We start from the raw sequence: 25,871 nt of genomic DNA on the forward strand, positions 1-25,871 counted from the left end.
GTTTGATGAAATCGGCGTTATGAATGACTACAAAGGCAGCCAAAACGCAGTACTGGTCCTACACTCTTGACAAGGAGTGCAGCCTTGCCAACGGGACAACAATCTGCAAAAAGCAGTTTTGTCAGAAACAAAGCATCTCTTCGGATGAGTTATGATTTCATCGGACTTTCAAGACATTTCTATTCCCGGCCCGAAAAATTAACTCCCCGCCAAGAACAGAAAAAATCAATCAAAAAGAAAATTAACTTCCTGTTCACATCAGCCCTGACAGGATGTCATTATTGATAATCCTGTGCTAATTTAAAAACGATAATTACTGCGTCACTTCTGTGAGTTTTCATCGACCATGCAAATCCCCAACCTCACGGCCTTTCGCTACTTCGATACGGCGGCCCAGACAGGCAGTTTTGTGCAGGCAGCCCAGTTGCTTCATGTCACGCACGGCGCGGTCAGCCGACAAATTCGTGCACTGGAAGAATCGCTGGGGGTAGAACTGTTTGAAAGACGCAATCGGGCCGTATTTCTGACGCCCGCAGGCCGCCAGCTTTTGCACGTTACCGCCCCCATGTTTGAGCGCCTGGAAGATGTGGTTTACCAACTGCAGCAAACCCAGCGCGAACATGCTCTGGTCGTCTCCTGCGAGCCCACTATTGCCATGAAGTGGCTGATCCCGCGTTTGGGAGCTTTCCACGCTCTGCACCCCAATATCACCGTGCACCTGATTACAGCCGGAGGGCCAGTGAACTTCGCACAAATGGGGGTGGATCTGGCGATACGCCGCGACGACTTTCACTGGGCGGACTCGGTCTGCGGCCTGAAGTTGTGCGAAGAGATGATAGGGCCAGTCTGCCAGCCTCACTACCCACACACGCAGGACACCGCCAAGCAGGTATTGATACAAAGCAGCTCCCGCCCCCAGGCTTGGGCCACATGGGCACGGATCAGCGGCAACTCCCTGCGATCCGCCCGCAAACTGGAGCTGGAACATTTTTACTTATGCATTCAGGCCGCCCTGTCCGGACAAGGCATGGCGATTGTGTCGCGTCTGATGGTGGACGACGAATTACAAAGCGGCCAGCTCATCGCCCCGCAAGGCTTCATCCCTGACGGCTCGGCCTACTACCTGCTCTCCCCGCAGGCACTGGATCAAAACCCGCGTGCGGACATATTTGCCGATTGGTTGAGCGAACAATTGGCTTAGCTCTGCTTAATCCTGCTCGGCTCATAAGCAGGACAAGACTCTTTACGGCGCTACCCCAAAACACAATCATGCCGTTGCCGTCCAAATAGACAAGTAGTCTGAAAAAAACACCAGTATGCAAATAAACTATTCAATAATTCTTGAATTATTGTATTATCTACCTATGGAAGAATCTCAAGTTATCCGCTCTCTGGCCGCCTTGGCCCACGAAGCCCGCCTGCGGGTATTTCGCGCACTGGTTGTAGCCGGCCCGTCCGGGCTAACACCCGGCACCTTGGCTGAACAGTTAGGTATCGCCCCCAATACCCTGTCCTTTCATTTGAAAGAACTCCATAACGCCGGCTTGATTCATGGAGAACGACAAGGCCGCAACCTGCTCTACAGCGCGACTTTTCCCACCATGAACACGCTGATCGCCTACCTGACTGAGAACTGCTGCCAGGGTGAAAGCTGCATCACAGCACCCAACGCATGCCCCCCCCCCTAAAAAAGTCGACGTAACACCGACTCAGCCCAGCGGGCCACTTATTGGCCTAACACCCAAGGTCTGACCACCTGCTCATCTTTACACGTATTGCCATGACCACATCTGTCCTGATTTTCCTTGCCACCCTGATTTTGGTCATCTGGCAGCCCAAAGGTTTAGGCATAGGCTGGAGCGCCTCTCTGGGAGCGGCCGCTGCCCTGCTTTCAGGCGTGGTGCAGTGGAGCGATCTGGCTGTGGTGTGGAGCATCGTCTGGAATGCAACCGCGACTTTCATAGCGATCATTATCATTAGCCTGATACTGGATGAAGCCGGCTTCTTTGAGTGGGCCGCCCTGCATGTTGCCCGCTGGGGAGCAGGCAATGGGCGCAGGCTTTTTGCCTTTATCGTGATTCTGGGCGCCGCCGTTTCTGCCCTGTTTGCCAACGACGGCGCTGCCCTGATTCTGACGCCTATCGTCATGGCCATGCTGCTGGCCTTGGGCTTTTCGCCCGCGGCGACCTTGGCGTTTGTCATGGCAGCCGGGTTTATTGCCGACACGGCCAGCTTGCCACTGGTTGTCTCCAACCTGGTCAACATTGTCTCGGCCGACTATTTCAAACTGGGCTTCACGGACTATGCCGCTATCATGGTGCCTGTCAATATGGTGTCCGTACTGGCCAGCCTGCTCGTTCTGATCTTGTATTTCCGGCGTGACATTCCTGCCCAGTATCGCCTTGAACAGTTAAAACCACCCGCACAAGCCATTACGGACATCCGGACCTTCAAGGCAGGCTGGATCGTGCTGGCCTTGCTGCTGACAGGCTTTTTCGCCCTGGAGCCGCTGGGGATTCCCGTCAGTGTCGTTGCCGCTGCAGGAGCCATCATTTTGCTGACTGTTGCCGCCCGTGGCACCGTCATCAGCACAAGAAAAGTGCTGCGCGGGGCACCCTGGCAAATCGTCGTATTCTCGCTAGGCATGTACCTGGTAGTGTATGGCCTGCGTAATGCCGGACTAACGGATTACTTGGCCCAGTTACTGGACACATTCGCCCAGGCTGGTGTCTGGGCTGCCGCTCTGGGCACCGGGGTTCTGTCCGCCCTGCTGTCCTCTGTCATGAACAATATGCCTACGGTATTGGTCACGGCCCTGTCTATTGATGCTTCCAGCGCCCAGGGTGCCGTCAAAGAAGCCATGATCTACGCCAATGTCATCGGCAGTGACCTGGGCCCCAAATTCACACCCATAGGCAGTCTGGCTACCTTGCTGTGGCTGCACGTACTGGCCCAGAAAGGCACAAAAATCAGTTGGGGCTACTACTTCAAGGTAGGAGCCATTCTGACCACCCCCGTATTGCTGATCACTCTGGCGGCCTTGGCCCTACGGCTAGGTATCGCCCACTAGTTTCCTGACATCGAGCACAAGCCATGAGCAACATCACCATCTATCACAACCCCGCCTGCGGCACCTCGCGCAATACCCTGGGCCTGATCCGCAATAGTGGTCAAGAGCCGACCATCATCGAGTACCTGCAAACCCCGCCAGACCGCGCCACACTGACCAAGCTGATCGCAGACTGCGGCCTGAACGTGCGCGAAGTCCTGCGTCAAAAAGGCACGCCTTATGAAGAGCTGCGGCTGGGCGACCCCAAATGGAGTGATGAACAACTGATTGATTTCATGTTGCAGCACCCGATTCTGATCAATCGTCCCATTGTGGTCACACCGCTGGGCACACGCTTGTGCCGCCCCTCGGAACAGGTGCTGGAAATATTGCCCCAGCCGCAGCAAGGCGCATTCCGTAAAGAAGATGGTCAAGCCGTCATTGATGAAAAAGGACAAAGAATTGAGCCAGCCTGACTTAGCCAATTTGGACGAACACGCTTTTAAAACTCCAGATATGGCAGAGCTGCTGCCTCAACAACGTGCCACACACCCGCCGCGAATCCTGCTTTTCTACGGCTCCTTAAGGGAACGCTCCTATAGCCGACTGTTGACGCAAGAAGCAGCGCGACTGCTGGAAGCAATGGGTGCCGAAACCAAAACTTTTGACCCACACGAGCTGCCTTTGCCCGATGGCGCAACGGATGAGCATCCCAAAGTGCAGGAACTGCGTCAATGTGTACAGTGGGCCGAAGGCATGGTCTGGACCTCGCCCGAACGGCACGGTGCCATGAGCAGTGTCCTGAAAGCACAAATTGACTGGATTCCGTTAAGCATCGGCTCCGTGCGTCCGACGCAAGGCAAAACACTGGCCGTCATGCAAGTCTCCGGCGGCTCCCAGTCCTTTAACGCCTTGAACCAGATGCGCGTCCTGGGCCGCTGGATGCGCCTGATCACCATCCCCAACCAGTCCTCCGTTGCCAAGGCTTTTTTGGAGTTTGACGAAGCAGGCCGTATGAAACCCTCCCCCTACTACGATCGGGTGGTCGATGTCATGGAGGAGCTGGTCAAGTTCACCTTGCTGACGCGCGACTGTGCGGATTATCTGGTCGATAGATACAGCGAGCGCAAGGAGACAGCACAGGAGTTATCAGCGCGGGTACAACAGCGCAGCATCTAGCCTCCGATCAGAGCGGGAAAAACGCAAGGCCTGCCTGCTTTTACAATACACAGCAGCCGTACAAGCACTTCTGCGCTTGCGGCTGCTTGACGCCCTGCCTCACACTCGCATCAGATTCCCTTCATCTTTCCCTGCCAGGCTGTGCACATGCGTATTCTCTTAATCGAAGATGACCCCTCGCTGGGCAGTTCCTTGCAGTCCTGGCTACATATGGACGGCTATGCGGTGGACTGGTTACAACGCGGCGATCAAGTTGCCACGGCCTTGGCAACCCATACCTATCAATGCATCTTGCTGGATCGGGGCCTGCCCGGCCTGGACGGCGATGCCATTCTGCGTCGCTTGCGAGGAGCCGGCAGCCCCCATGCCCAGGTTCCAGTCATTGTGATCACCGCCCGCGATACCTTGTCAGACCGAGTGCAGGGCCTGGATCTGGGGGCAGACGACTATCTGATCAAGCCGTTTGACCTGGAAGAACTATCCGCACGAGTACGTGCGACCTTACGCCGCAGCGCCGCCCAAGCTACCCCCGAATGGCGTCACGGCCCCGTCGCCATTGACCCGACAGCCAAACGTGTCACCTTGAACGACAAGCCCGTGGCCGTAACAGCACGCGAGTTCGCTGTTCTACAGGCCTTGATGCACCATCCCACCCATATTTTGAGTCGTGCCCAGCTTGAAGAGGCCCTGTATGGCTGGAGTGAAGAAGTGGAAAGCAACGCTATCGAAGTCCACATCTACAATCTGCGCAAAAAACTGGGCAGTGACTTCATCGTCACCGTACGTAATCAAGGCTACGTTCTGGCACCCGCATGAAAAATCTACTGCAGAAATTGACGCACATCCGCTCCAGACTCAGCTCTTCGGCATCACGCCCGCAAGGCTGGTCCCTACGGCGTCGTCTGCTGCTGACCGTCATGGGAACCAGTATTGGCCTGTGGCTGGTCAGCCTTTCCATTGTGGTCAGTGTCGCTTGGCATGCGACGGGTGAGGTTCTTGATGACGCACTGGAAGAAGGGGCTCGTCTGGTACTGATGCTGGACCCGCAGGAGGCTGCGCCCGGAACCAATACGACGGGCACGCGCCTGAACCGTGACGAGGCGCTCAAACTGCGCATGTACTACCAGCTAGTCGCGGCAGATGGCCGCATACTGCTGCGCGGCGACGACACCCCTAAAATGGCTTTTCTCCCTCAGGCAAACCGCAAGCAAATCACCACTGTTTGGGTTGATGAGGAACTCTGGCGGGTTTACGTCCGTCCTGGAGCAGGCGGGGTCACAGCCCAAGTCGCGCAGCCTATGGAAGAACGTCTGGAACTACTGGAAGATATGGCCGAAAACCTGGTTTGGCCCGCAGTGGGGCTGCTGGCGCTGCTGGGTCTATCAAGCTGGTTCTTGATCCGACGCCTGATGCATCCTTTGGAGGACACGGCCAAACGCATCAAGGCCAAATCACCCGATGACCTCACGCCCGTGCAAGGTGACAATCCGCCTCGTGAACTGCAGGCCATGCTCGATGCACTCAACACCTTGATGGCACGTCTATCCACCGCACTGGACAGTGAGCGGCGCTTTACATCCGATGCCGCACACGAGCTGCGCACCCCTCTGGCCGGGCTACGGATGCGCGTTCAATTGATTGAGCGCGAGCTGCAACTACCTGATGCCCATCTACAGCAATTACGCGCTGATCTGGATCGCTGCACCGCCCTGGTAGAAAGCCTGCTCGCCCTGACAAGGCTGGAGCCACAGGCAGAGCCTCTTAAGCGTGAAACGGTAGACCTGAATCAGATCCTGGACAGCCTTAGCCCATCCCTGCCTTCGCTATCCGTGAACATAGAAAGAGCCTTGACTGTCACAAACGTACAGGCCGCGCCAGTATTGTTAAGCAGCGCACTACGCAATCTGATTGGCAATGCCATTCGCTACGGCGGCACGGACGTGCGGGTACGAGTCGAAACGACACGCAGACATGATGGCGGTGTACGCCTTGCGGTCCGGGACAACGGACCTGGCGTTCCCGTGGAACAGCGACCCAGACTGGGAGAGCGATTCTTTCGCGTACTGGGCACGGGCCAAGCGGGGAACGGCCTGGGTTTGTCTATCGTGGCCCGCATCGCAGCCTTGCACCATGCCACGCTGTCCTTTGAAGATGGACTGGACGGCCAGGGTCTGAGCGTCGTCCTGGATTTCCCACCCAGTCAAGCGTCTTAAGATTGCCTTCAGGTTCGGGGGGTCTAATAAAACCATTCCGCAATCGGCGGAACCTTGACCCGATAACCCGATACAGGAAACCCCAATCATGCGATTCACTTTACCCACCCTGGCCGCCATCCTTGCCCTGAGCACCACCGCTGCTATCGCACAACCCGCCAGCTACACAGGCCCGAGCAATGCCCCAAAAACCGCCACGGCCACAGGCTCCTATTCAGGCCCTAACAATGTGCCACTCATGACCGTCAAACAGCTCCTGGAAACTGGCCGCGACGACCAAATCGCACGCTTACAAGGCCGTCTGGTTTCGTTTGAGGGCGATGAACACTACATCTTTGAAGATGCCACCGGCCGTATCACCGTAGAGATCGACAACGAGGACTTCCCGGCTGGCCAGACCATCAGTGCTGAGCAGACAGTGGAACTGACCGGAGAATTCGACAAAGGCCTGCGCAAGACAGAATTTGAAGTCGAGCGCCTGAGCCTGGTTCCTTAAGCAAGGTCTGTGTGACAACGCATCTCCAGAACACAAAGACACCACTGACAATAAAAAACCCGCCCAGCTTGCGCTGGGCGGGTTTTTATATTGAATTCTTGGCGGACAGAGGGGGATTCGAACCCCCGATACGCTATAAACGTATACACGCTTTCCAGGCGTGCGCCTTCAACCACTCGGCCACCTGTCCTATTTGTTTTTTTTGGCCAAGCAATTTGAAGCTGCTAATGCCAAGTCCATAATAATAGCAGCACTTATCCTTGTAACGCAAGTGCTCAAATTTTTTTGAGCTAATAGCTGTTGGTGGCTGCTGATCCGCCTGGTATCAACGTATCTTGTGTTCCAACTCTTGAGCTGCTTTCAGGTGATTAGTGATGCTGTTCGGCTGGCCGAATCAAATAGCCATCGGCGCTTATTTCAAGGCCACAATCAAGGTGAAAACAGGAAGCGGCAAGGCTGTAGACTCACACCCACAGGCTTGGAACATGCTCTGACAAATATCTTACCTGCATGCTGGGCCAAACAGCAAAATGCAAAACAGGTTTATTCCGGATCCGGCGGATACGCCCCACCGACGGCTCGCAGCAAGGCTTCCCAATGATCGCGCTGACGAGCCAGAACGCGCAGGTCGGCACCCAGCAAGCGCACATCAGTAAACTCGAACGGCTCTACGTCGTCCAGCCCAGCCAGCTCGGTAATATCGGCCACGCCTCGTCCCTGCCCCAGGATCTTGGGGGCCAGGTACATCAATAACTGGTCGACTACACCCGCATCAATCAAGGCACCAGAAAGACGAGCACCCGCTTCGGCATGGACTTCATTGATCTGTTGATCGGTCATCCAGTCCAGAACGGCGCGCACATCCACCTGACCTTCGTGCAAAGGCATGGGAATGACCTGTGCATTGCGATCTGCCAACTCGGCTTCGCGTTCGGGGTCACGACGATGGCTGAATACCCAGCAAGGCGTGCCATCCAGCAAGGCAGCGTTGGAAGTCAGGCGTAAATGCGTGTCCAGCACGGCTTTGATGGGGGGACGTGGCGTGGACACCGCCCGCACATTCATCAAGGGGTTGTCCGCGTTAACCGTACCTATGCCCGTCAATACAACACAACTGCGGGCGCGCCAGTGGTGACCATCGTCGCGAGCCTGCGGCCCGGTAATCCATTGAGAGCGACCATCGGGCAAGGCGCTGCGGCCATCCAGCGAGGCGGCCATTTTCATCCACAACCAGGGGCGTCCACGCGTCATGCGGGCAAAGAAACCAGCATTGATCGCCAGCGCCTGCTCTACACACAAAGGGCCATCTACGGTGATACCCGCCTGACGCAGGCGCGAAACGCCATTACCTGCCACCAGTGGGTTAGGGTCGTACATAGAAAAGACAACACGCCCAGCACCTGCTTTGATCAGGGCGTCGGCACAAGGAGGGGTTCGCCCGTGGTGACTGCAAGGCTCCAGGGTGACGTAGAAGGTCGCACCGGCCACGCTGACGCCGCGCTCTTTGGCTTGGCGCAAGGCCATCACTTCTGCGTGAGGCCCACCCGCTTGCTGCGTGGAACCGGAAGCCAGCAATTGGCCATCGCGCACGATCAGGCAGGCGACTCGTGGATTGGGAGCACTGATATACAGGGATTTTTCGGCCTGCTCCAGGGCTTGCCGCATCCAGATGACGTCTTCTTGCTCGACCATCGCCTTAGCCGCGATCGGGATCGTTCATTTCGTCGATCGCCTGTACAAACTCGCGGATGTCCTTGAAGCTCTTGTAGACCGAGGCAAAGCGCACATAGGCTACCTGGTCCAGTTGCTTGAGCTCGGCCATGACCAGTTCGCCTATGGTTTCAGAGGAGACTTCGCGCTCGCCAGTCAGTTGAAGTTTCTCTTCGATGCGCTGCACAGCGGCATCGACCTGAGCCATGGGGATGGAACGCTTGCGCAGCGCAACGCCCATGCTCGTCCGCAAACGCGCGGGATCAAAATCCATACGAGTGCCATTGCGCTTGGCCACAACAGGCAGGCTCAGCTCGGCACGCTCGTAAGTCGTGAAGCGCCGTTCACAGGCCGAGCATTTACGACGTCGCCGTATGGCGTCGCCTTCTTCGGTGATTCGAGAGTCGATCACCTGGGTATCGGCATGGTGGCAGAACGGACACTTCATTCAAAATCGCGGGCCTTGCGGCCCGCTCCGGCTGGATTACTTAGAGGAGTAAACGGGCAACTTGGCAGTCAGCTCGTGTACACGGCGACGAACATCCGCCAAAACGGCTTCGTCGTGAGGGTTGTCCAGTACATCAGCAATCAGATGCGCCGTCAATTCCGCTTCGGCTTCCTTGAAACCGCGAGTGGTCATGGCAGGTGTACCCAAACGCACACCGCTGGTGACAAATGGCTTTTCAGGATCGTTAGGAATGGCGTTCTTGTTGACCGTGATGTGAGCCTTGCCCAGTGCTTCTTCAGCGACTTTACCCGTGATGCCCTTGGGACGCAGGTCCACCAGCATGACATGACTTTCAGTGCGACCGGACACGATACGCAGACCACGCTCGACCAGGGTACGCGCCAGAACGTCAGCGTTTTTCACAACCTGGGCAGCGTAGGTCTTGAACTCGGGAGCCAGGGCTTCCTTGAATGCCACCGCCTTGCCAGCGATCACGTGGATCAGTGGGCCGCCTTGAATGCCGGGGAAAATAGCCGAATTGACGGCTTTTTCGTGCTCGGCCTTCATCATGATGACGCCACCACGGGGACCGCGCAGGGACTTGTGAGTCGTAGAGGTCACGAAGTCCGCGTAAGGCACGGGGTTGGGGTAAGCACCACCAGCAACCAGACCAGCGTAGTGAGCAATGTCGATCATCAGCAAGGCGCCATTTTCATGAGCGATACGGGCCATGCGTTCAAAGTCGATGCGCAGGGCGTAAGCCGATGCACCACCCACGATCAGCTTGGGCTTGTGCTCTTTGGCCAGGCGCTCCAGCTCGTCGTAGTCCAGCTCTTCGTTCTCGTCCAGACCGTAGGACACGAAGTTGTACAGCTTGCCCGATGCGTTCACGGGGGAACCGTGGGTCAAGTGACCGCCTTCGGCCAGGCTCATGCCCAGAACGGTGTCACCGGGTTTGAGCACAGCCATGTACACGCCCTGGTTGGCTTGCGAACCAGAGTTGGGCTGCACGTTGGCAGCTTCAGCTCCGAACAGCTCTTTCAGACGGTCAATAGCCAATTGCTCGACCACGTCCACGAACTCGCAGCCACCGTAATAACGCTTGCCAGGATAACCTTCCGCGTATTTGTTGGTCAGTTGTGTGCCCTGGGCCTGCATCACGGCGGGGCTGGTGTAGTTTTCCGAGGCGATCAGCTCGATGTGCTGCTCCTGGCGCACATCTTCGCTTTGGATCGCAGCCCAAAGATCGGGATCAACTTTGTCAAGAGTCGCAGAACGGTCAAACATGAGGGTTCCTAAGGATAAAGTAGGTAGCAAACTAAGAAAGCAACATTTTAGCGCGGAAGCGCATCAAACCACCGAGACAAACGTCTCCGATGGCAGAAACCCCAAAAAATGCAGAAATAAGTAAGGCGGCAACGGGCGGACTCAAAAGAACATGAAAAAAACTCAAATAGTCCGCCCTGGGGAATCAGGATTGCTGAATCAAACGGGGATTCACGGTGTACACGCCGGTCAAGGATGCACGGCCCAGAATATGACCTTCCATGGCACGCAACACATCCTGACCCGTAAACCGCCCTTCCAAAGGCAGCTCGGCAATATCCAGGGCATAGACCGTAAAGACATAGCGGTGCGGCAAGGCATCGTTCCACGGAGGGCACGGACCGTCATAGCCAAAGTAATCACCGTTCATGTCGCGGTCGCTGGCAAACCAGTTGGTAAAGTCATTCACGCCCTGGCGCGTGTCGTCCAGAGCCAATGGGCCGGCTTTACCGCGTGGCGTGATGCCCTTGGAATAAGAGCCTTCTGCCAGGCTACGCAGTTCAGGCGAGACATTAATCAAGACCCAATGGAAGAAATCCACCCGTGGCAAATCCGCCGGTACCTCGCGCCCGTCCTGATTCACATCGTCCGGTTTACTCGGAACATCGGGGTCGTGGCAAATGACCACAAAAGATTGGGTCTGCTCGGGAACATCGGACCATTCCAGATGCGGATTGGCGTTACCGGCCAAGGCAACTCTCGATTGTGCGTCATAACGGCAAAATGCCAGACGCTCGGGAATCACGCTCTGATCTTGAAAAGAATCACTACGCAGTTTCATTGCAGACCTCCACAATCAATCAGCCGGTCAAAGTGACGCGCGCAAACTTGCGCTTGCCCACTTGCAGCACATAGCTGCCCGGCTCCAGTTGCAAACCTTTATCGTCCACACGTTCGCCGTTGATGCGCACGCCGCCCTGCTCCACGTTGCGCTGGGCTTCGCTGCCGGAAGCAACCAAGCCTGCTTCGCGCAAAACGCGCAGCAAGGCCAGTTCACCGGCCACGGTTAGCTCGGGCATGTCCTCGGGCATTTCGCCGCGACGGAAACGGGCATCAAACGTCTCCAACGCCTGCTGGGCCGCTTGGGCGCTGTGGAAACGTGTGACGATTTCCTGTGCCAGCTCCACTTTAACCTCACGTGGGTTACGGCCTTGTTCAATCTGCTTTTGCAGACCGGCAATGTCCTCCAGACTACGGAAAGACAACAGCTCGAAGTAACGCCACATCAAGGTGTCGGAGATGGACATCAACTTGCCGAACATAGAGTCCGGCGTTTCACTGATACCAATGTAATTGCCTTTGGACTTGGACATTTTCTCTACGCCGTCCAAACCCACCAGCAATGGCATGGTCAAAATACATTGCTGCTCCTGACCATATTCTTTTTGCAATTCACGACCCACCAGCAAATTGAATTTCTGGTCAGTACCGCCCAATTCAATATCGGCTTTCAATTGAACGGAATCGTAGCCCTGCAATAAGGGGTACAAAAACTCGTGCACCGAAATAGGTTGATTCGCCTTGAAGCGTTTGGTGAAGTCATCACGCTCCATCATGCGGGCCACGGTGTAACGCGAAGCCAGTTGAATCATGCCGCGTGAACCGAGCTTGTCGCACCACTCCGAGTTATAGCGAACTTCGGTACGGGCCGGGTCCAGAACCAGCGCGGCCTGATCGTAGTAGGTCTTGGCGTTGGCAATAACCTGCTCAGGCGTCAAAGGCGGGCGAGTCGTGTTGCGGCCGCTGGGATCACCAATGGTCGAGGTGAAGTCGCCAATCAGAAAGATGACGGTATGCCCCAAATCCTGCAACTGACGCATCTTGTTGAGCACCACCGTGTGCCCCAAGTGAATGTCGGGAGCCGTAGGGTCCAGACCAAGCTTGATTCGCAGCGGCTGCCCTGTTGCATGGCTGCGCGCCAGTTTGCGGGCAAACTCGGATTCGACGAGCAATTCGTCGCAGCCGCGTTTGACGATGGCTAAATCAGCCAGAACTTCTGGAGAAAGGGGCTCTGAGGGGGATGACATAACAAATCTGGTGACAAACTAATGAGTAAAAATGCTCGAAAAATTAAGCCTAATGCGCTAGGATAGCCTGCTATTGCGAGACGTGCTTAATAAATGAGCAAGGTTTCGTAAACAAACTATTTTATCATTCCCGCGCAGGTCAGATTGCCAGGGCTGGAATGTTCTGTCCGCCCAGTACAACTGACCTCCGCCAGCCAGGCGGACAGTAAACCGTACATCCAACAAGGTTCTGGTTTTATGTTCAGCAAAGGGAAACGCGCCTCGTCCCACCTCGACATCCACCAGCCTCGGTCCGCCCGAGCCCTAGTTATCCGCGCCGGTTTGATCACGCTTGCCCTTGGCTCTTTTGTAGCCGCCGGCGCACTTGCCGTGGTCATGCCCAGCAGCCCGGAACCCCAGATTTACCAAGCCCGCACCACCCTGACCCTGCCTTCGGATCTGACCGTGCTGCAGGCCCAGGACCAGCAAACCTACATTACTGAAACCCGTATCCGCCGCGGCGACACCCTATCCGCCCTGCTCCAGCGCATGGAAGTCCGTGAAGAAGGGCTATTGCAGTTTCTGACGCATGACAAAAAAGCGCGTTCGATCTACAAGCTTTACCCCGGTCGAGCCATACAAGCCGCACTGGATACCAACGGCAATTTGCAGTGGCTGCGCTACCGTCATACCCCCTATTCCGAACAATCCGGCCAAGGTCAAGCCCGCTGGCTAGAAGTGCGCCCTGATGGCAATAACGGCTTTATCGCCCAGGAACAGAGCGATCTGGCCCAAACCCGAGTACGTGTGGCACAGGCCACCATCAACAGCTCCCTGTTTGGCGCCAGTGATCAGGCCGGTATTCCCGACAACATCACCCTGCAAATGGCAGATGTGATGGGCAGCAAGATCGACTTTCTGAAAGACCTGCGCAAAGGCGACAGCTTCCGCGTGGTCTACGAGTCCTACGGCCATGAGGGCCAGGACGTAGGTTCAGGCCGCTTGCTGGCAGTGGAGTTCAACAATCAGGGCAAAACCCATGAGGCTGCTTGGTTCCAGCCCGAAAACGGCTCTGGCGGTTACTACGACTTCAGTGGCCAAAGCCTCAAAGGTGCTTTTCTACGTACGGCCTTGAAGTTCACCCGTATCAGCTCGACTTTCGGCGGTCGCCGTCATCCGGTACATGGCGGCTGGCGTAACCACAAAGGCGTAGACTATGCAGCACCCTCTGGCACCCCCATCCATGCCACGGCAGATGGCACAGTGGAATTCATAGGTCGCCAGAACGGATACGGCAACACCATCATTCTTAAGCATCACGGTCAGTTCACCACGCTGTACGCCCACCAAAGTCGCTTTGCCGCTGGTCTGCGCAAAGGAGACCGCGTAGAACAGGGTCAACTGATTGGATATGTAGGTTCGACCGGCTGGGCAACAGGCCCGCATCTCCATTACGAGTTCCGGATTGCCCAGAAAGCGGTTGACCCCCTGTCGGTAGACCTGCCAGTCGCCCGCGTTCTGGATGCACCGCAGCGCAAACAGTTCCAGCAAACCCTGGCTTCCTATCAGAACAACTTTGCCTTGCTGCACACAGATGCTGAACCCGTGAAACTGGCCAGCCGCTAAACCATGCAAGCGCCCCTGTTTATCGGACTGATGTCGGGGACCAGCATGGACGGCGTAGATGCCGTGCTGGCCTCCTTCGGCCCACAGGGGGCACAGATACACCAAACCCACAGCCTGCCCATGCCAGCCGCTCTACGAGACGAGCTGCTGGCTTTGCAGCATCCTGGGCACAATGAACTGGCCCGCGCCAGTATCGCCGCCCTGCAACTGACCGAACTCTACGCCCGAGCCTGCCTGCCCTGGACCCAAGGCCCAGACAAAGACCTGATCCGTGCGATTGGCGTACATGGTCAAACTATCCGCCATGCACCCGACCAGGGCTACACGCTGCAACTGAATGCACCTGCCCTGCTGGCTGAACGCTGCGAGGTCGATGTCATTGCGGATTTCCGTAGCCGAGATATTGCAGCGGGTGGCCAAGGTGCTCCTTTGGTGCCAATTGTTCATGAGGCGCTGTTCCGTCACGAACACGGGCGCGTCATTCTGAATCTGGGCGGGATTGCCAATATTTCCCTGCTGCTGCCTGGGCGTGATGTTTTTGGCTTTGATACTGGTCCGGCGAACATGCTGCTGGATGCCTGGGTGAACAAGCATCAAGGCCAGTCCTACGACAAGGATGGGCAATGGGCCAATAGCGCGGCATCGGACCCTGCCTTGCTTGCCAGCCTGCTAAGTGAACCTTGGTTTGCCCTGCCGGCGCCTAAATCTACGGGCCGTGATCTGTTCAATTTGAGGTGGTTGCAGGAGCACCTGGATCGTGTTGATCCGAAAGGTGGGCTTCACCCTGCTGCGGTGCAATCCACTCTGATGGATTTGACCGCACACAGCGTTGCACAAGCCATCCAGCCTTACGCAGGTCAGATTCAGGAGTTGATCGTGTGTGGCGGTGGTGCAGCCAATCCAGCCATGCTGAAACGCCTGAGCGATCTGGTGACGATGCCCATCCATTCCAGCGCAGAACTTGGCATGGATCCGCAATCCATCGAAGCCCTGGCCTTTGCCTGGCTGGCTTACGCGCATATCGAACGCATTCCAGCGGGGTTGCCCGCTGTGACAGGCGCGCGGCGCGCGACGGTGCTGGGTGCTTGTTATCCGGCTTGATAACCGCTTTTAAGGTTTAGCTTCGCAAAACTTTAAAACACACCAGCGGGCTCATAATCGGTTGACCAAGTACTTGCCAAAAAAGCAGAACATAGCAAGGTAGCGCCCTCAGCAAAACCCCATAAACAAAACACCCCTGACTCTGAATACAGAGCCAGGGGTGTTCTTGTACAAACCAGCCAAATCACCGGCACTGAGCAATCAGTACCCGTGGCGTGTTCTTACATCGTGAAGGAAGAACCGCAGCCGCAAGTTGTTGTGGCGTTTGGATTACGAATCACGAACTGAGCACCGTCCAGGTCGTCCTTGTAATCAATCTCTGCGCCCACCAGGTATTGGAAGCTCATGGCGTCAACCAGCAGTTGCACGCCGTCTTTATCAATAATGGTGTCGTCGTCGTTAACCAGTTCGTCAAAGGTAAAACCGTACTGGAAGCCGGAACAGCCGCCACCTTGCACGAAGACGCGCAGCTTCAGTTCGGGGCTGCCTTCTTCAATCAGGAGCTCACGGACCTTCTCAACCGCTGAATCAGTAAAGATCAGTGGGGAAGGAGGAGCTTGCAGATCAACGGATTCGGTAAGAGTGCTCATGTGGTTCTCCTGCCGGCCCCCGCCGGCATGAATAATTATCATGTGATCGCCTTGCACATGACCACCCTCGGGTAAGGTGATTAGTCTGGCTGGGCGATTTTTTCCTGTCGGGAGGCGCGGATAACGTTTCCTTCCAGGACGTTCAGCGTCAAGGCGGTGGGTTCAAAGCCTGGCGGCAAAGCCAGCCAACCCATGGCGCGCTGAAACTGGTTGAAGTTTAAAACCAAGGGATCGATCTGTTCTACAGACGACTCTGCCAGTACCGAGTCCGGCCCGGAACTGGGTGATAAATCGATTTTAACGTTTTTTCCGTCTTGCCGCCCAGTCAACTGAAACTGCAGACGGCCAGAAAAAGTCTTTCCTTCTGGGGCGTTACGCTGCAGCAGCACCTTGTACTCTAGCAAATCACCCCTTTGGACAACGTCCAAGGCCCGAACCGTAACAGAACCACTGGGACCGGGTGGGAGCAACTGCTCGTAAAAGGCCAGTTGCTCGCGTGTCTGTGCCAGTTCAGCCTGAGTAGACGACAAGGACTTTTCCAAACCCTTGCGCGTGCTCTCTTCTAGAACCAGTTGCCCGCGCAACCCTTCAAACTCGCTTTGGATCTGCTGCAAGGATTGCTGACTACGCGCCAGATTTTGCATGGCCAACTGTATTTGTTCGGACTGATCGGCAGGTTGAGTCAGGCTGCGGTAAAGCCACAACCCGCCGCCACCCAACAGCACTCCCAACAAGACAGCCAGCCCAATCGTCGTCGCCCCGCCCCGCGAACGGGAGGGAGCGACAGCACGCGAATTGGTTTGCGGTGATTCAGCCATAAACATTTGACCCGCTCACCAAAACCAAGTTCCCTTTAAGGCAAAATTGCCACGTGCTTCAAGCCAGTTTGCTCTGGCAGGCCGAACAAGATATTCATGTTCTGCACAGCCTGACCCGAAGCGCCCTTAACCAGGTTGTCCTGCACCACCAGAATGATCAGTTGATCGCCATTACCAGGACGTTGCACGGAAATGCGTAGCTGGTTGGAAGCGCGCACCGAGCGGGTTTCTGGCAGGGTACCGGCAGGCAACACGTCTACAAAGGTTTCCTGAGCGTAACGCTGCTCGTACAAGGCCTGGAAGTCTGTATCCATGGCTTCGGGTTTGATCCGCGCATAGATCGTGGAGAACATGCCGCGAATCATGGGCACCAAGTGAGGCACAAAGGTCAAGCCGACCGGGCCACCAGCAAGGCGCTGCAACTGTTCCACAATTTCCGGATGGTGTCGGTGACCCGACACACCATACGCCTTGAAGTTATCGCTGGCCTCAGCAAACAGATTGGGAACCGAAGCCCCTTTACCGGCACCGGACACCCCGGATTTGCAATCTGCAATCAGATGCTGGGTATCAACCAACGCGCCTTCCAGCAAGGGAGCCAGACCCAGCAGCACAGTAGTGGGGTAGCAACCAGGATTACCAATAACTTTGGCGTGGGCAATCTTGTCGCGCAGCAGCTCTGGCAAACCATAAGCCGACTGGCTCAGAATGTCCGGGCAACTGTGCTCCATCTTGTACCACTTCTGGAACACATCCGTATCTTGCAGGCGGAAGTCTGCGGCCAGGTCAATAACACGAACGCCTGCTTCCAGCAGACGCTCGACCTGGCTCATGGCAACACCATGCGGAGTGGCAAAGAACACCACATCGCACTGTTCCAGATTGGCATTTTCAGGAGTAGAGAATTTCAGATCCACATGGCCACGCAAGTTCGGATACATATCCGATACCGGCACGCCATCCTCTTTACGCGAGGTGATGGCGACCAGCGCCACCTGAGGATGCTGACTTAACAGACGCAGCAACTCGACCCCGGTGTAACCTGTACCGCCAACAATCCCTACCTTGATCCGGGTATCGCTATGTGTAGCCATGAACTTTCCTGAAAGAGAGACGAGCAAAAATTCTATCTTAACGTAGTCCTGCCTGTTCTCAAGTACCAGAGCGGGCAAAGCAGGACAAATGTAGCCCGCAAACAAAAACCCCGGACAAGTCCGGGGTTTTTGAACACCATAAACAGGTCGCGAGACGAATTAACGCTTGCTGAACTGTTTGCGGCGACGTGCTTTGTGCAGACCGACTTTCTTACGCTCAACAGCACGAGCGTCACGAGTCACCAGGCCAGCTTGTTTCAGAGCTGTCTTCAGTGTTTCGTCGTAGTCGATCAGAGCGCGGGTGATGCCGTGACGGGCAGCACCGGCCTGGCCGCTTTCGCCGCCGCCATGCACATTGATCTTGATGTCGAAGGATTCAACATGGTTGGTCAACACCAATGGCTGACGCACAATCATGCGACCCGTTTCACGAGCAAAATATTCGTCAACAGGCTTGCCGTTGACTACGATTTGGCCCGAACCTTTTTTGATGAAGACACGAGCGACGGAGGTCTTGCGACGGCCCGTACCGTAATTCCAGTTACCGATCATGACCTATCCTTAGATGTCCAGAGTTTTAGGCTGTTGAGCACTGTGAGGATGCTCGGCACCAGCGTAAACCTTCAGTTTCTTGGCCATGGCGTAGCCCAGAGGGCCTTTTGGCAACATACCCTTGACGGCCTTTTCAATGGCACGGCCAGGGAAGCGCTCTTGCATGGTTTGGAAGTTGGTTTCGTAAATACCGCCTGGGTAGTTCGAGTGACGATAGTACTTCTTATCCTGTGCCTTGTTACCGGTCACGGCAATGTCAGCAGCGTTGATGATAATGATGTAATCGCCGGTATCAACGTGAGGGGTATATTCGGGTTTGTGCTTACCACGCAAACGGCGTGCGACTTCGCTGGCCACACGACCAAGGACTTTGCCTTTAGCGTCAATCACAAACCAGTCACGTTTGACTTCAAGCGGCTTGGCCACGAAGGTCTTCATGATGGTTCCTAAATATTAAAATTCTGGGTCAAAGCAACATGCCTGGCCCATACAACCCACCCGCTTTTTCAAGTCGGGCAGCTCTATTTGACCCTGCCAAGGCGTTATATTCCGCCCGTGCATTTCTGCCAAATAGCTCGACATAATAACATAAATAGTGGATAACACTAGGGTTTTGTACGAAAGCACAGGTTTTTTGCCACATCCGAGCGATCTCTCATAGAAGGAGCGGGCATTAAAAACCCCTGCTTCCAACTGGCAAGCAGGGGTTAACAAGGCTGGCCTGTCGAGTCCGCACAAATTGCTCTGTCCGGCCCCAGGCACTGGGATCAACCTTTTTTACGATTCGCCAGAGCGATACCCAGGTAGTTGTCGTAGGAGCCTTCAGCGACACGGAACCAAGGCACAATCGCGTCACGAAAGCCCATGTAGTCGTCGTGAATCTTCTTGAACATGGGATCCTTATCGCAGAATTCCTTGTACAAAATATTGGAGGTCTTGAAAGCCTCGTCCATCACATCACGCGGGAAGGCTTTCAGTACAGCACCGCTGGCAATCAGACGACGCAATGCAGCCGGACTTTGCGCATCATACTGACAAATCATGCGCTCACCAGCTGCACGCGAAGCCGTTTCAATCAGGGACTGGTATTGCTTGGGCAGTGCCTGGAAAGCGGCATCATTCACGTACAGCGACACTTGGGCCGAACCTTCCCACCAACCGGGGTAATAGTAGTACTTGGCCACTTTCTGAAAGCCCAGTTTTTCGTCGTCTACTGGGCCGACAAACTCCACGGCGTCCAGCGTGCCTTTTTCCAGCGATGGGTAAATATCACCTGGCGGCACTTGCTGAGGAACCACGCCCATTCGGGCCAGCACTTCACCAGCGAAACCGGCCGTACGCATTTTCAGACCCTTCAGGTCTTCCAGCGAGTTGATTTCCTTGCGGTACCACCCCCCCATCTGGGTGCCGGTGTTACCAAACGCGAAGTTGACGATGTTGCGGGTGGCAAACAACTCGCGCAGCAGCTTGGTGCCGTTGCCTTCCTGCATCCAGGCATTCATCTGACGGGCATTCAGACCGAATGGCACTGCCGTATCAAAACTGAAAGAAGGATCTTTGCCGTAGTAGTAATACGAGGCCGTCTGGCCGCATTCGACTGTGCCATTGCTGACCGCATCCATCACACCAAAACCGGGAACGATTTCACCGGCAGGATACAGACGAATATTGAAGTTGCCATCGGAGGCTTCCTCAACCATCTTGCAAAACGACTGAGCAGTCGAAAACAGAGCCGGAGTGGCGGGACCGTAAGTCGACGTCAGTTTCCAGTTAATCTTGGGATTGCTTTGGGCAATAGCAGGGGCAGCAACAGCGGCGGTACTGGCTACGGCGCCAAGACCTGCCTTTTTCAGAAACGAGCGACGCTGCATGAATAACCTCCTTATGGGTATTCGACGAAAATGGGGAAATATTTTTATGCTATGGATAGTACACTGGCGCGCCCCGAATGGGGGGCGGTGAAAGCCCGGATTATCCCGCAAATCCAGCCCTATCTTGCCAGGCCTTTGACCTGGAACATCTGAACGACGCCCTAAGGAAAACAGCCTGAGTCGGAAGCAAGTTCGAACTCAGACCGTAATCATCTGATTTCTGAGCGCCCTCTTGCCTGTGACCAGGCATAGCGGGCCAAGCAAATTTTCCAGACAGCAGAAATCAGGAACCAGCCACCGACATCTGTTCAATCAAGATGGAACCCGTGCGCTTGGAACCGGCGGCAAAAATATCGGCACCCACGGCCACAATCTGCGCAAACATCTCCGCCAGATTGCCCGCAATGGTCACTTCCTCGACCGCGTGCTGAATACGGCCGTTTTCCACCCAGTAACCAAAGGCGCCACGCGAATAATCGCCGGTCAGATAATTAATACCCTGACCAATCAGCTCGGTAACCAACAAACCACGGTCCATTTTCTTCAACATGGTGTCCAGGTCGTCCTCGGGACGGGTCAGGCGCGAGCTCAGCAGCAAATTGTGCGAACCACCAGCATTCCCCGTGGAGGGCATGCCTAGCTTGCGACCTGCGTAAGAAGACAGGAAATAACCTTGCAGCTCGCCGCCACGCACCACATCACGGTCGCAGGTACGCACCCCTTCGGAGTCAAACGGCGCACTGCCCATGGCAGCAGCCAGATGTGGGCGCTCCAGCACATCAATGTGTTTGGCCATGACGGACTTGCCCAGCGAATCCAGCAGGAAGCTGGTTTTGCGATACAGGGCAGAGCCACTGGTGGCCTGTACCAAGGAACCAATCAAGCCTACCGCCAGCGGAGCTTCAAACAAAACCGGATAGCGGCCAGTCGGAATACGACGGGCCGACAGGCGCGACAAGGTACGCTCTGCCGCGTAACGACCAACCGACTCGGCGCTGGCCAGACGGGAAGGGTCACGCGAACTGCTGTACCAATAATCGCGGTGCATATTGTCGCCCTTGCCGGCAATAGGGCTGACACTCAGCGAATGACGGCTGTAGGGATAGCCACCCAAAAAGCCACGGCTGTTGCCCATCACAAAGTGCCCTTCCAGCGTATCCACCGACGCGCCCTCGGAATTACTGATCAGGGGGCTTCGCTCCAGCGCGGCTTGCTCGGCACGGATCGCCAGCTTGGCGGCCTGATCCGCGTCCAGCAGCCAGGGATGGTGCAAATGCAGATCGGGATAGCTTTGGGCCAGCATGTCTTTTTCAGGCAGACCCGCAAAAGGATCTTCAGCGGTATAGCGGGCAATATGCCAGGCGGCTTCCACCGTTTCACGCAGCGCCTTGATCGAAAAGTCCGACGTGGAGGCCGAGCCACTGCGCTGGCCTGCAAACACGGTCACACCCAAGGAGCGGTCTTGCGTCTGCTCTACCGTTTCCAGTTCCATCTGACGCACCGAAACGGCCAGACCTTTGTTTTCTGAAATATCGACGGCAGCATCACTGGCGCCCAGTTTTTTGGCATGCCGCAGTGCCTCATCTACCAATTCGCAAAAATGGAACTGATTGGCGCTGATCGACAATTGGGAAATAGTTGGATGACTCATTGCTACTCTTTGAGGGTTAGGCGGTTATCATAGCCAATTGGCGACAATCTTTGCTATTTCACTTCTTATGGCCCGTCCACGCACTGAAATCGATGAAAACGGTTACGACCGCCCCAGCAAATCGCAGGTAAAACGCGAAATGCACGCTCTGCTCGACTTGGGCAAACGCCTGATCGAGCTCTCGGACGACCGACTCAAACAACTTGATCTGGGCGAGTCCTTGATGGCCGCCATCAAGGATGCCAAGCGCATCAGCCCGACGGCCCGCGAAGGACGCCGCCGTCAAATCCACTATGTGGGCAAGCTGATGCGCAACGTGGATCCCGAACCGATCCTGAAACAACTGGACGTCTGGGAAAACGGCTCCAAAGAAGACACCCGTGCCATGCACAGACTGGAAGCTCTGCGCGACCTGCTGTTGCGTGATGACGACGCCCTGACCGAATTCATGAATGAATTTTCCGGCGCTGATATCCAGCAATTGCGCACCCTGATTCGTGCCGCACGCAAAGAAGCCCAGAAAAACGCCACACTGGTACAAGGCCAGGACCCACAGCGCAAACACTACCGCGCCCTGTACCAGTACATCAAGACCTTGGTAGATCTTTCGGAGTCCGCATGAACCCGCTGCTTGAGTCGATTGAAATTGAAACCGGTGCCAATCCCCAACATGCTGTTATCTGGCTGCATGGTTTAGGTGCAGACGGCCACGACTTTGCCCCCATCGTGCCAGAGCTAGGCCTGCAAAACGCCCCCGCTATCCGTTTCATTTTCCCGCACGCCCCTATCCAGCCTGTCACCATTAACGGCGGCATGGCCATGCGTTCCTGGTACGACATTTATGTGGCTGACCTGGTACGGCACGAGGATGAAAGCGGACTGCGTAAATCACAGATCGAGGTGCAAAACCTGATTGCGCGCGAAAATGCCCGTGGTATTCCTACCGAAAACATTGTGCTGGCTGGTTTCTCACAAGGTTGTGCCATGACCTTGCAAACCGGCTTGCGCCTGCCCGAGCGTCTGGCTGGCATGCTCTGTCTGTCCGGTTACCTACCTTTGGCGGCAGTGGTAGAAAACGAGCGTCATCAGGCCAATCAGAACACGCCTATTTTCATGGCGCATGGCAACATGGATCCCGTTGTGCCGCTGACCCGTGCCGAAGCCAGCCGTCAGCAGTTGGAGGCCATGGGCTATCAGGTGCAATGGAATGTCTACCCCATGCCCCACGCGGTTTGCCCGGAAGAGATCAGTGCAATCGGTCTCTTTCTGAAGCAGGTACTGAAATAAGCGTGGCGCCTGACAGAGCCAATCGCTGGTAGACACACCAAATAGCAAGAAAAACGCCACTGTATATCCGTGGCGTTTGTTTATGGGCCAAAACAAGCGAAAAATCAATCTGATCGACGCGTCTCACCCAGATCCAGCCAGACACGCCGCATACTGGGGTCCTCCGGATCTGCATCGTTCTGGAACCCAAGACGCTTCATCAAGGCTTGCATAGGCGAGTTGGAAGCCAGCACATAGCCATCGATATAGGTCAACCCTTGTTCAGCAGCAGCCTGAATCAGCGCCTCCATCAAGATGACTCCCAGACCACGCCTCTGCCAGGCATCCCCAATCACCAAGGCATATTCCGCCCCCCGGCCATCGCCATTACGAAGATAGTGGGCAAAGCCGATAATCTCGTCACGCGGATGATTACGGTTATCGGGATTGGGCGAACGTACGGTGGCAATCAGTGCCAACTCCCGGTCGTAGTCAATACGGGTATAGCGAGACAGCATGCGTGGAGTCAGTTCACGCAGCATGGACACAAAGCGCATGTAGCGGCTTTCATCCGACAGGCCACGCATGAAGGTCTGCAGCGCCTCGGCGTCCTCAGGACGTATCGGCCGCAAGGTCCAGCGTTGTCCGTCCTTGAACTGACGCCGTTCAATCATGTTGCGCGGATAAGGGTGAATCGCCATATGGCGATAACCCGCTGTCTCAGGCAGCACCAGCATGGACTGCTTGCTCAAGGAGATCGAAATACTCTTGATGTACAGGCTATTGTCGCCCGCCATGATGGGATCGAGCACCACACGGCGCACGCCGGGCAACTCGCTCATCAAGTCCGACAGACGCTCCAGCACCTGCAACAGTTGCGTCAGCACCAAGGGCGTCAACTGCGAGGACAAACTCTTGCGCCACAAAGGACTACGCTCCACCAGTTGACGAGCCAGATATCGGTTCAGCGGTGGCAGCTCGACCGCCGGATAGGACGCAGAAAGCCAATCTGCGTGATCGGCCCCACCAAAGACGGCGTAAGGGCCCAGCTTGTCATCGGTTTCAAAACGCAGCCCCATGGGCGTGACATCGGGATCAGGTTCGCCCTGATCATGTGTTACGCGCAAATCGACAACAGGCACGTGAAAGTAGCGCAGTAGATCACGGCACTCTTGCTCACTGGCTTCGCGACGCTCGCTTTGAATCTGGCGCACCAGTTCGCGGGCAGGTTCTACCTCTGGCAAGGTGCCCAGCGGCAAAGGCGGCAAGGTCTGCTGTGACAAGTGCTGGTTGTAGTGATAGCGGGCCAGCAGGTCAAAGGCGTTGGCAGCCGTATCCGGAGTACGGAAAGCCGGTGTCCCCACCCCATCGAGCAAATGACGCAAGGGCCGCATATCCGCATCCCCAATCAAGCAGGTAATGATGGGCTTGCGAGCACTGGCCGACAGCATGGCCAACTCACGCGATACTGCCGGCATGTCGGCCAAGGGGTCCGGGGTCAACAAGACCAGCACCCCGTCGATATCCTTATCGTCCAACAAGGTGGAAATAACCGAGTCGATACGCATGGGCGTCAATGGTACATAGGTCACCACTGGATTCTGAACCTGATCGCCAGGGGCCAGCAGGTTGTCCAGCGCCCGCTGGGTCGAGGGCGACAGCTCCGGACACGTCACCGCCGCATCCGAACCGAGTACATCCAGGGCCATCTGCGCCGCGCCGTTCCCATTGGAAAACAAGGCAATACGCCGCCCTTTGGGACGACGGGTGTAGACCAGCACTTTCAGGGCCGAGAACAACTGCACAAAATAACGAATCCGCACCGCCCCCACGCGCCGCATCAAGGCATTGAATACCGCCTCGTGGGCCTCGCCCTGCTGACGCTGGCCGCCTACCTTCAAGACCACCACAGGCTTGACGGCCGCCACCGCGTGTAAAGCACTGGTGAAACGGCGAGACGCGGGCGTGTGCTCCAGATACAGCGCAATACTGTCCGTGCGCGGGTCCATGGCCAGATATTCCAGCACCTCGGGCACATCGATAACGGCTTCATCCCCTACCGACACAATCGCAGAAAAACCCAGGCTGACGTCTTCGGCCCAGTCCATCAAGGCCGAAGTAATGGAGCGCGACTGGGACACCAGAGCCACACGGCCTGCCAGTGCCATTTGCGGCTCGTGGCTTAAATTGATGCCCAGATGCGGGCGCTGCATTCCAAAGGCACGTGGTCCCAGCACTAGGCAATTATTGATACGGGCCCAAGAGCGCGCATACACCATGTCTTCCATGGGATCACGGGAGGCCAGGTTCGAGGGCAGGATCAGAACTACACGAGGTTTGTGGACCCGGATCGCATCCAGGGCCTGCGGCAACCGCACCGGCTCGATACAAACCAGCGCCAGGTCCAGGCGCTGTGTATCCGTCAAGCCTTCCAAACGATCTGGCACTTGCACTTGCGTGGCAGTTATACGGGCCTGCGTGATCCGTCCAGCCAATCGGGTTGGCACCTCCTTGAACAAAGGCATCGGCAAGGTCGAGACGACCAACACCGAACGGGGCTCAAACAATGCTGTCAGACGATGCCTTAGGGCTGCCATGATTGTTCCGCCATAAGAAAACCACACACCAAAATAATGAATCCCCCCATCTTAAGTACAACTGTCTACAAATAAAAGAGACTGGACTGGCTATCTCTGTCTTGCATCATGCCGCCAGTTTTTACCCTGAAGCCGGCGGTTCATATCCTTTCGTATAGAAACCATACGCCAATGCCTGGGGGAAAAACGGCTCAAAGCCAGTCGTAAAGCGGCTTGCAGGCCGTAAAATAACATTCGTTCGGAAAGCAGGAGCTTTCGTTTCCTCTGACAGGAACAAC

25 protein-coding genes and 1 tRNA gene are annotated in these 25,871 nt (G+C 55.9%); 12 read left to right on the forward strand and 14 right to left on the reverse strand.

Annotation, left to right across the window (positions count from 1 at the left end; genetic code table 11):
* The first annotated feature begins 346 nt into the window (after positions 1–346).
* The 8 genes from ACDI13_RS07140 to ACDI13_RS07175 all read left to right on the forward strand — a co-directional run bounded on the left by ACDI13_RS07140 (position 347) and on the right by ACDI13_RS07175 (position 6,937).
* On the forward strand, positions 347–1,201 hold the full coding sequence (locus ACDI13_RS07140) for a LysR substrate-binding domain-containing protein (RefSeq protein WP_316990373.1): 855 nt from the start codon (positions 347–349) through the stop codon (positions 1,199–1,201).
* A gap of 163 nt (positions 1,202–1,364) precedes the next feature.
* Positions 1,365–1,688 carry a metalloregulator ArsR/SmtB family transcription factor gene (locus ACDI13_RS07145; RefSeq protein WP_316990372.1) on the forward strand — a complete coding sequence of 108 codons (324 nt, stop codon included), beginning with the start codon at positions 1,365–1,367 and terminating at the stop codon, positions 1,686–1,688.
* Positions 1,689–1,780: 92 nt separating this feature from the next.
* Entirely contained in the window at positions 1,781–3,070 is a 1,290-nt protein-coding gene (locus ACDI13_RS07150; RefSeq protein ID WP_316990371.1) for an arsenic transporter, read from the forward strand.
* A 23-nt stretch (positions 3,071–3,093) separates the two neighbouring features.
* Entirely contained in the window at positions 3,094–3,525 is a 432-nt protein-coding gene (gene arsC / locus ACDI13_RS07155) for an arsenate reductase (glutaredoxin) (protein ID WP_316990370.1), read from the forward strand.
* On the forward strand, positions 3,476–4,228 hold the full coding sequence (gene arsH / locus ACDI13_RS07160) for an arsenical resistance protein ArsH (RefSeq protein ID WP_372372943.1): 753 nt from the start codon (positions 3,476–3,478) through the stop codon (positions 4,226–4,228). The genes arsC and arsH overlap by 50 nt, the downstream gene beginning before the upstream one ends.
* 147 nt (positions 4,229–4,375) lie before the next feature.
* A complete protein-coding gene (locus ACDI13_RS07165; protein ID WP_316990368.1) occupies positions 4,376–5,044 on the forward strand; it encodes a response regulator transcription factor in 669 nt (222 codons plus the stop codon).
* Positions 5,041–6,441 carry an ATP-binding protein gene (locus ACDI13_RS07170; protein ID WP_316990367.1) on the forward strand — a complete coding sequence of 467 codons (1,401 nt, stop codon included), beginning with the start codon at positions 5,041–5,043 and terminating at the stop codon, positions 6,439–6,441. Before ACDI13_RS07165 ends, ACDI13_RS07170 begins: the two co-directional genes overlap by 4 nt.
* A gap of 88 nt (positions 6,442–6,529) precedes the next feature.
* Positions 6,530–6,937 (forward strand): NirD/YgiW/YdeI family stress tolerance protein, encoded by a 408-nt coding sequence (locus ACDI13_RS07175; protein ID WP_316990366.1) that lies wholly within the window; start codon positions 6,530–6,532, stop codon positions 6,935–6,937.
* Positions 6,938–7,036: 99 nt separating this feature from the next.
* Here the strand turns inward: ACDI13_RS07175 and ACDI13_RS07180 are convergent.
* The 6 genes from ACDI13_RS07180 to tyrS all read right to left on the reverse strand — a co-directional run bounded on the left by ACDI13_RS07180 (position 7,037) and on the right by tyrS (position 12,448).
* Positions 7,037–7,127: transfer RNA gene (locus tag ACDI13_RS07180), tRNA-Ser, on the reverse strand.
* 353 nt (positions 7,128–7,480) lie between these two features.
* Entirely contained in the window at positions 7,481–8,629 is a 1,149-nt protein-coding gene (ribD, locus tag ACDI13_RS07185) for a bifunctional diaminohydroxyphosphoribosylaminopyrimidine deaminase/5-amino-6-(5-phosphoribosylamino)uracil reductase RibD (RefSeq protein WP_316990365.1), read from the reverse strand.
* A gap of 4 nt (positions 8,630–8,633) precedes the next feature.
* The gene (gene nrdR / locus ACDI13_RS07190; protein WP_316990364.1) at positions 8,634–9,095 is read right to left on the reverse strand and encodes a transcriptional regulator NrdR; all 462 of its coding nucleotides are present in this window, start codon (positions 9,093–9,095) and stop codon (positions 8,634–8,636) included.
* Between the two features lie 36 nt (positions 9,096–9,131).
* Entirely contained in the window at positions 9,132–10,382 is a 1,251-nt protein-coding gene (gene glyA, locus ACDI13_RS07195; protein ID WP_316990363.1) for a serine hydroxymethyltransferase, read from the reverse strand.
* A 184-nt stretch (positions 10,383–10,566) separates the two neighbouring features.
* Positions 10,567–11,202, reverse strand: coding sequence for a YbhB/YbcL family Raf kinase inhibitor-like protein (locus ACDI13_RS07200; RefSeq protein WP_316990362.1), 636 nt, complete (start codon positions 11,200–11,202; stop codon positions 10,567–10,569).
* Positions 11,203–11,221: 19 nt separating this feature from the next.
* The gene (gene tyrS / locus ACDI13_RS07205; protein WP_316990361.1) at positions 11,222–12,448 is read right to left on the reverse strand and encodes a tyrosine--tRNA ligase; all 1,227 of its coding nucleotides are present in this window, start codon (positions 12,446–12,448) and stop codon (positions 11,222–11,224) included.
* A 237-nt stretch (positions 12,449–12,685) separates the two neighbouring features.
* On the opposite strand from tyrS, the gene ACDI13_RS07210 reads away from it, so the two are divergent.
* Positions 12,686–14,053 carry a M23 family metallopeptidase gene (locus ACDI13_RS07210; protein WP_316990360.1) on the forward strand — a complete coding sequence of 456 codons (1,368 nt, stop codon included), beginning with the start codon at positions 12,686–12,688 and terminating at the stop codon, positions 14,051–14,053.
* A 3-nt stretch (positions 14,054–14,056) separates the two neighbouring features.
* Positions 14,057–15,154, forward strand: coding sequence for an anhydro-N-acetylmuramic acid kinase (locus ACDI13_RS07215; protein WP_316990359.1), 1,098 nt, complete (start codon positions 14,057–14,059; stop codon positions 15,152–15,154).
* A gap of 221 nt (positions 15,155–15,375) precedes the next feature.
* Here the strand turns inward: ACDI13_RS07215 and erpA are convergent, their stop codons facing one another.
* The 7 genes from erpA to pmbA all read right to left on the reverse strand — a co-directional run bounded on the left by erpA (position 15,376) and on the right by pmbA (position 21,730).
* Positions 15,376–15,744: an iron-sulfur cluster insertion protein ErpA gene (gene erpA / locus ACDI13_RS07220; protein WP_003801826.1), complete on the reverse strand. Its 369-nt coding sequence runs from the start codon at positions 15,742–15,744 to the stop codon at positions 15,376–15,378.
* 80 nt (positions 15,745–15,824) lie between these two features.
* Entirely contained in the window at positions 15,825–16,568 is a 744-nt protein-coding gene (locus tag ACDI13_RS07225; RefSeq protein ID WP_372372949.1) for a DUF6776 family protein, read from the reverse strand.
* Between the two features lie 29 nt (positions 16,569–16,597).
* Complete coding sequence (argC, locus tag ACDI13_RS07230; protein ID WP_316990357.1) at positions 16,598–17,656, reverse strand: N-acetyl-gamma-glutamyl-phosphate reductase; 1,059 nt, start codon at positions 17,654–17,656, stop codon at positions 16,598–16,600.
* A gap of 159 nt (positions 17,657–17,815) precedes the next feature.
* Positions 17,816–18,208, reverse strand: coding sequence for a 30S ribosomal protein S9 (rpsI, locus tag ACDI13_RS07235; RefSeq protein ID WP_026484385.1), 393 nt, complete (start codon positions 18,206–18,208; stop codon positions 17,816–17,818).
* A gap of 9 nt (positions 18,209–18,217) precedes the next feature.
* Positions 18,218–18,646, reverse strand: a complete 429-nt coding sequence (gene rplM, locus ACDI13_RS07240) for a 50S ribosomal protein L13 (protein WP_003801836.1) — start codon at positions 18,644–18,646, stop codon at positions 18,218–18,220.
* A gap of 329 nt (positions 18,647–18,975) precedes the next feature.
* A complete protein-coding gene (locus ACDI13_RS07245; protein ID WP_316991160.1) occupies positions 18,976–20,079 on the reverse strand; it encodes a TRAP transporter substrate-binding protein in 1,104 nt (367 codons plus the stop codon).
* Positions 20,080–20,362: 283 nt separating this feature from the next.
* Entirely contained in the window at positions 20,363–21,730 is a 1,368-nt protein-coding gene (gene pmbA, locus ACDI13_RS07250; protein ID WP_316991161.1) for a metalloprotease PmbA, read from the reverse strand.
* 67 nt (positions 21,731–21,797) lie between these two features.
* Between pmbA and yjgA the strand changes: the two genes are divergently transcribed.
* Both yjgA and ACDI13_RS07260 read left to right on the forward strand, forming a co-directional pair.
* Entirely contained in the window at positions 21,798–22,352 is a 555-nt protein-coding gene (gene yjgA / locus ACDI13_RS07255; RefSeq protein WP_123050224.1) for a ribosome biogenesis factor YjgA, read from the forward strand.
* The gene (locus ACDI13_RS07260; RefSeq protein WP_316990503.1) at positions 22,349–23,017 is read left to right on the forward strand and encodes a dienelactone hydrolase family protein; all 669 of its coding nucleotides are present in this window, start codon (positions 22,349–22,351) and stop codon (positions 23,015–23,017) included. Before yjgA ends, ACDI13_RS07260 begins: the two co-directional genes overlap by 4 nt.
* Positions 23,018–23,121: 104 nt before the next feature.
* Here the strand turns inward: ACDI13_RS07260 and ACDI13_RS07265 are convergent, their stop codons facing one another.
* Positions 23,122–25,593: a GNAT family N-acetyltransferase gene (locus tag ACDI13_RS07265; protein ID WP_316990504.1), complete on the reverse strand. Its 2,472-nt coding sequence runs from the start codon at positions 25,591–25,593 to the stop codon at positions 23,122–23,124.
* Positions 25,594–25,871 lie beyond the last annotated feature (278 nt).

This window comes from Alcaligenes faecalis (assembly GCF_041521385.1).
Lineage (GTDB): Bacteria > Pseudomonadota > Gammaproteobacteria > Burkholderiales > Burkholderiaceae_B > Alcaligenes > Alcaligenes faecalis_E.

Bases quoted from the DNA above. Each gene is read 5' to 3' on its own strand.
- ribD (WP_316990365.1), bottom strand. From the start codon at position 8,629: ATGGTCGAGCAAGAAGACGTCATCTGGATGCGGCAAGCCCTGGAGCAG.
- rpsI (WP_026484385.1), bottom strand. From the start codon at position 18,208: ATGATCGGTAACTGGAATTACGGTACGGGCCGTCGCAAGACCTCCGTC.
- ACDI13_RS07265 (WP_316990504.1), bottom strand. From the start codon at position 25,593: ATGGCAGCCCTAAGGCATCGTCTGACAGCATTGTTTGAGCCCCGTTCG.
- ACDI13_RS07215 (WP_316990359.1), top strand. From the start codon at position 14,057: ATGCAAGCGCCCCTGTTTATCGGACTGATGTCGGGGACCAGCATGGAC.
- ACDI13_RS07200 (WP_316990362.1), bottom strand. From the start codon at position 11,202: ATGAAACTGCGTAGTGATTCTTTTCAAGATCAGAGCGTGATTCCCGAG.
- arsC (WP_316990370.1), top strand. From the start codon at position 3,094: ATGAGCAACATCACCATCTATCACAACCCCGCCTGCGGCACCTCGCGC.
- ACDI13_RS07165 (WP_316990368.1), top strand. From the start codon at position 4,376: ATGCGTATTCTCTTAATCGAAGATGACCCCTCGCTGGGCAGTTCCTTG.
- ACDI13_RS07140 (WP_316990373.1), top strand. From the start codon at position 347: ATGCAAATCCCCAACCTCACGGCCTTTCGCTACTTCGATACGGCGGCC.
- ACDI13_RS07150 (WP_316990371.1), top strand. From the start codon at position 1,781: ATGACCACATCTGTCCTGATTTTCCTTGCCACCCTGATTTTGGTCATC.
- nrdR (WP_316990364.1), bottom strand. From the start codon at position 9,095: ATGAAGTGTCCGTTCTGCCACCATGCCGATACCCAGGTGATCGACTCT.
- argC (WP_316990357.1), bottom strand. From the start codon at position 17,656: ATGGCTACACATAGCGATACCCGGATCAAGGTAGGGATTGTTGGCGGT.
- arsH (WP_372372943.1), top strand. From the start codon at position 3,476: ATGGTCAAGCCGTCATTGATGAAAAAGGACAAAGAATTGAGCCAGCCT.
- ACDI13_RS07145 (WP_316990372.1), top strand. From the start codon at position 1,365: ATGGAAGAATCTCAAGTTATCCGCTCTCTGGCCGCCTTGGCCCACGAA.
- tyrS (WP_316990361.1), bottom strand. From the start codon at position 12,448: ATGTCATCCCCCTCAGAGCCCCTTTCTCCAGAAGTTCTGGCTGATTTA.
- yjgA (WP_123050224.1), top strand. From the start codon at position 21,798: ATGGCCCGTCCACGCACTGAAATCGATGAAAACGGTTACGACCGCCCC.
- glyA (WP_316990363.1), bottom strand. From the start codon at position 10,382: ATGTTTGACCGTTCTGCGACTCTTGACAAAGTTGATCCCGATCTTTGG.
- ACDI13_RS07175 (WP_316990366.1), top strand. From the start codon at position 6,530: ATGCGATTCACTTTACCCACCCTGGCCGCCATCCTTGCCCTGAGCACC.
- ACDI13_RS07260 (WP_316990503.1), top strand. From the start codon at position 22,349: ATGAACCCGCTGCTTGAGTCGATTGAAATTGAAACCGGTGCCAATCCC.
- erpA (WP_003801826.1), bottom strand. From the start codon at position 15,744: ATGAGCACTCTTACCGAATCCGTTGATCTGCAAGCTCCTCCTTCCCCA.
- ACDI13_RS07225 (WP_372372949.1), bottom strand. From the start codon at position 16,568: ATGTTTATGGCTGAATCACCGCAAACCAATTCGCGTGCTGTCGCTCCC.
- ACDI13_RS07170 (WP_316990367.1), top strand. From the start codon at position 5,041: ATGAAAAATCTACTGCAGAAATTGACGCACATCCGCTCCAGACTCAGC.
- ACDI13_RS07245 (WP_316991160.1), bottom strand. From the start codon at position 20,079: ATGCAGCGTCGCTCGTTTCTGAAAAAGGCAGGTCTTGGCGCCGTAGCC.
- rplM (WP_003801836.1), bottom strand. From the start codon at position 18,646: ATGAAGACCTTCGTGGCCAAGCCGCTTGAAGTCAAACGTGACTGGTTT.
- ACDI13_RS07210 (WP_316990360.1), top strand. From the start codon at position 12,686: ATGTTCAGCAAAGGGAAACGCGCCTCGTCCCACCTCGACATCCACCAG.
- pmbA (WP_316991161.1), bottom strand. From the start codon at position 21,730: ATGAGTCATCCAACTATTTCCCAATTGTCGATCAGCGCCAATCAGTTC.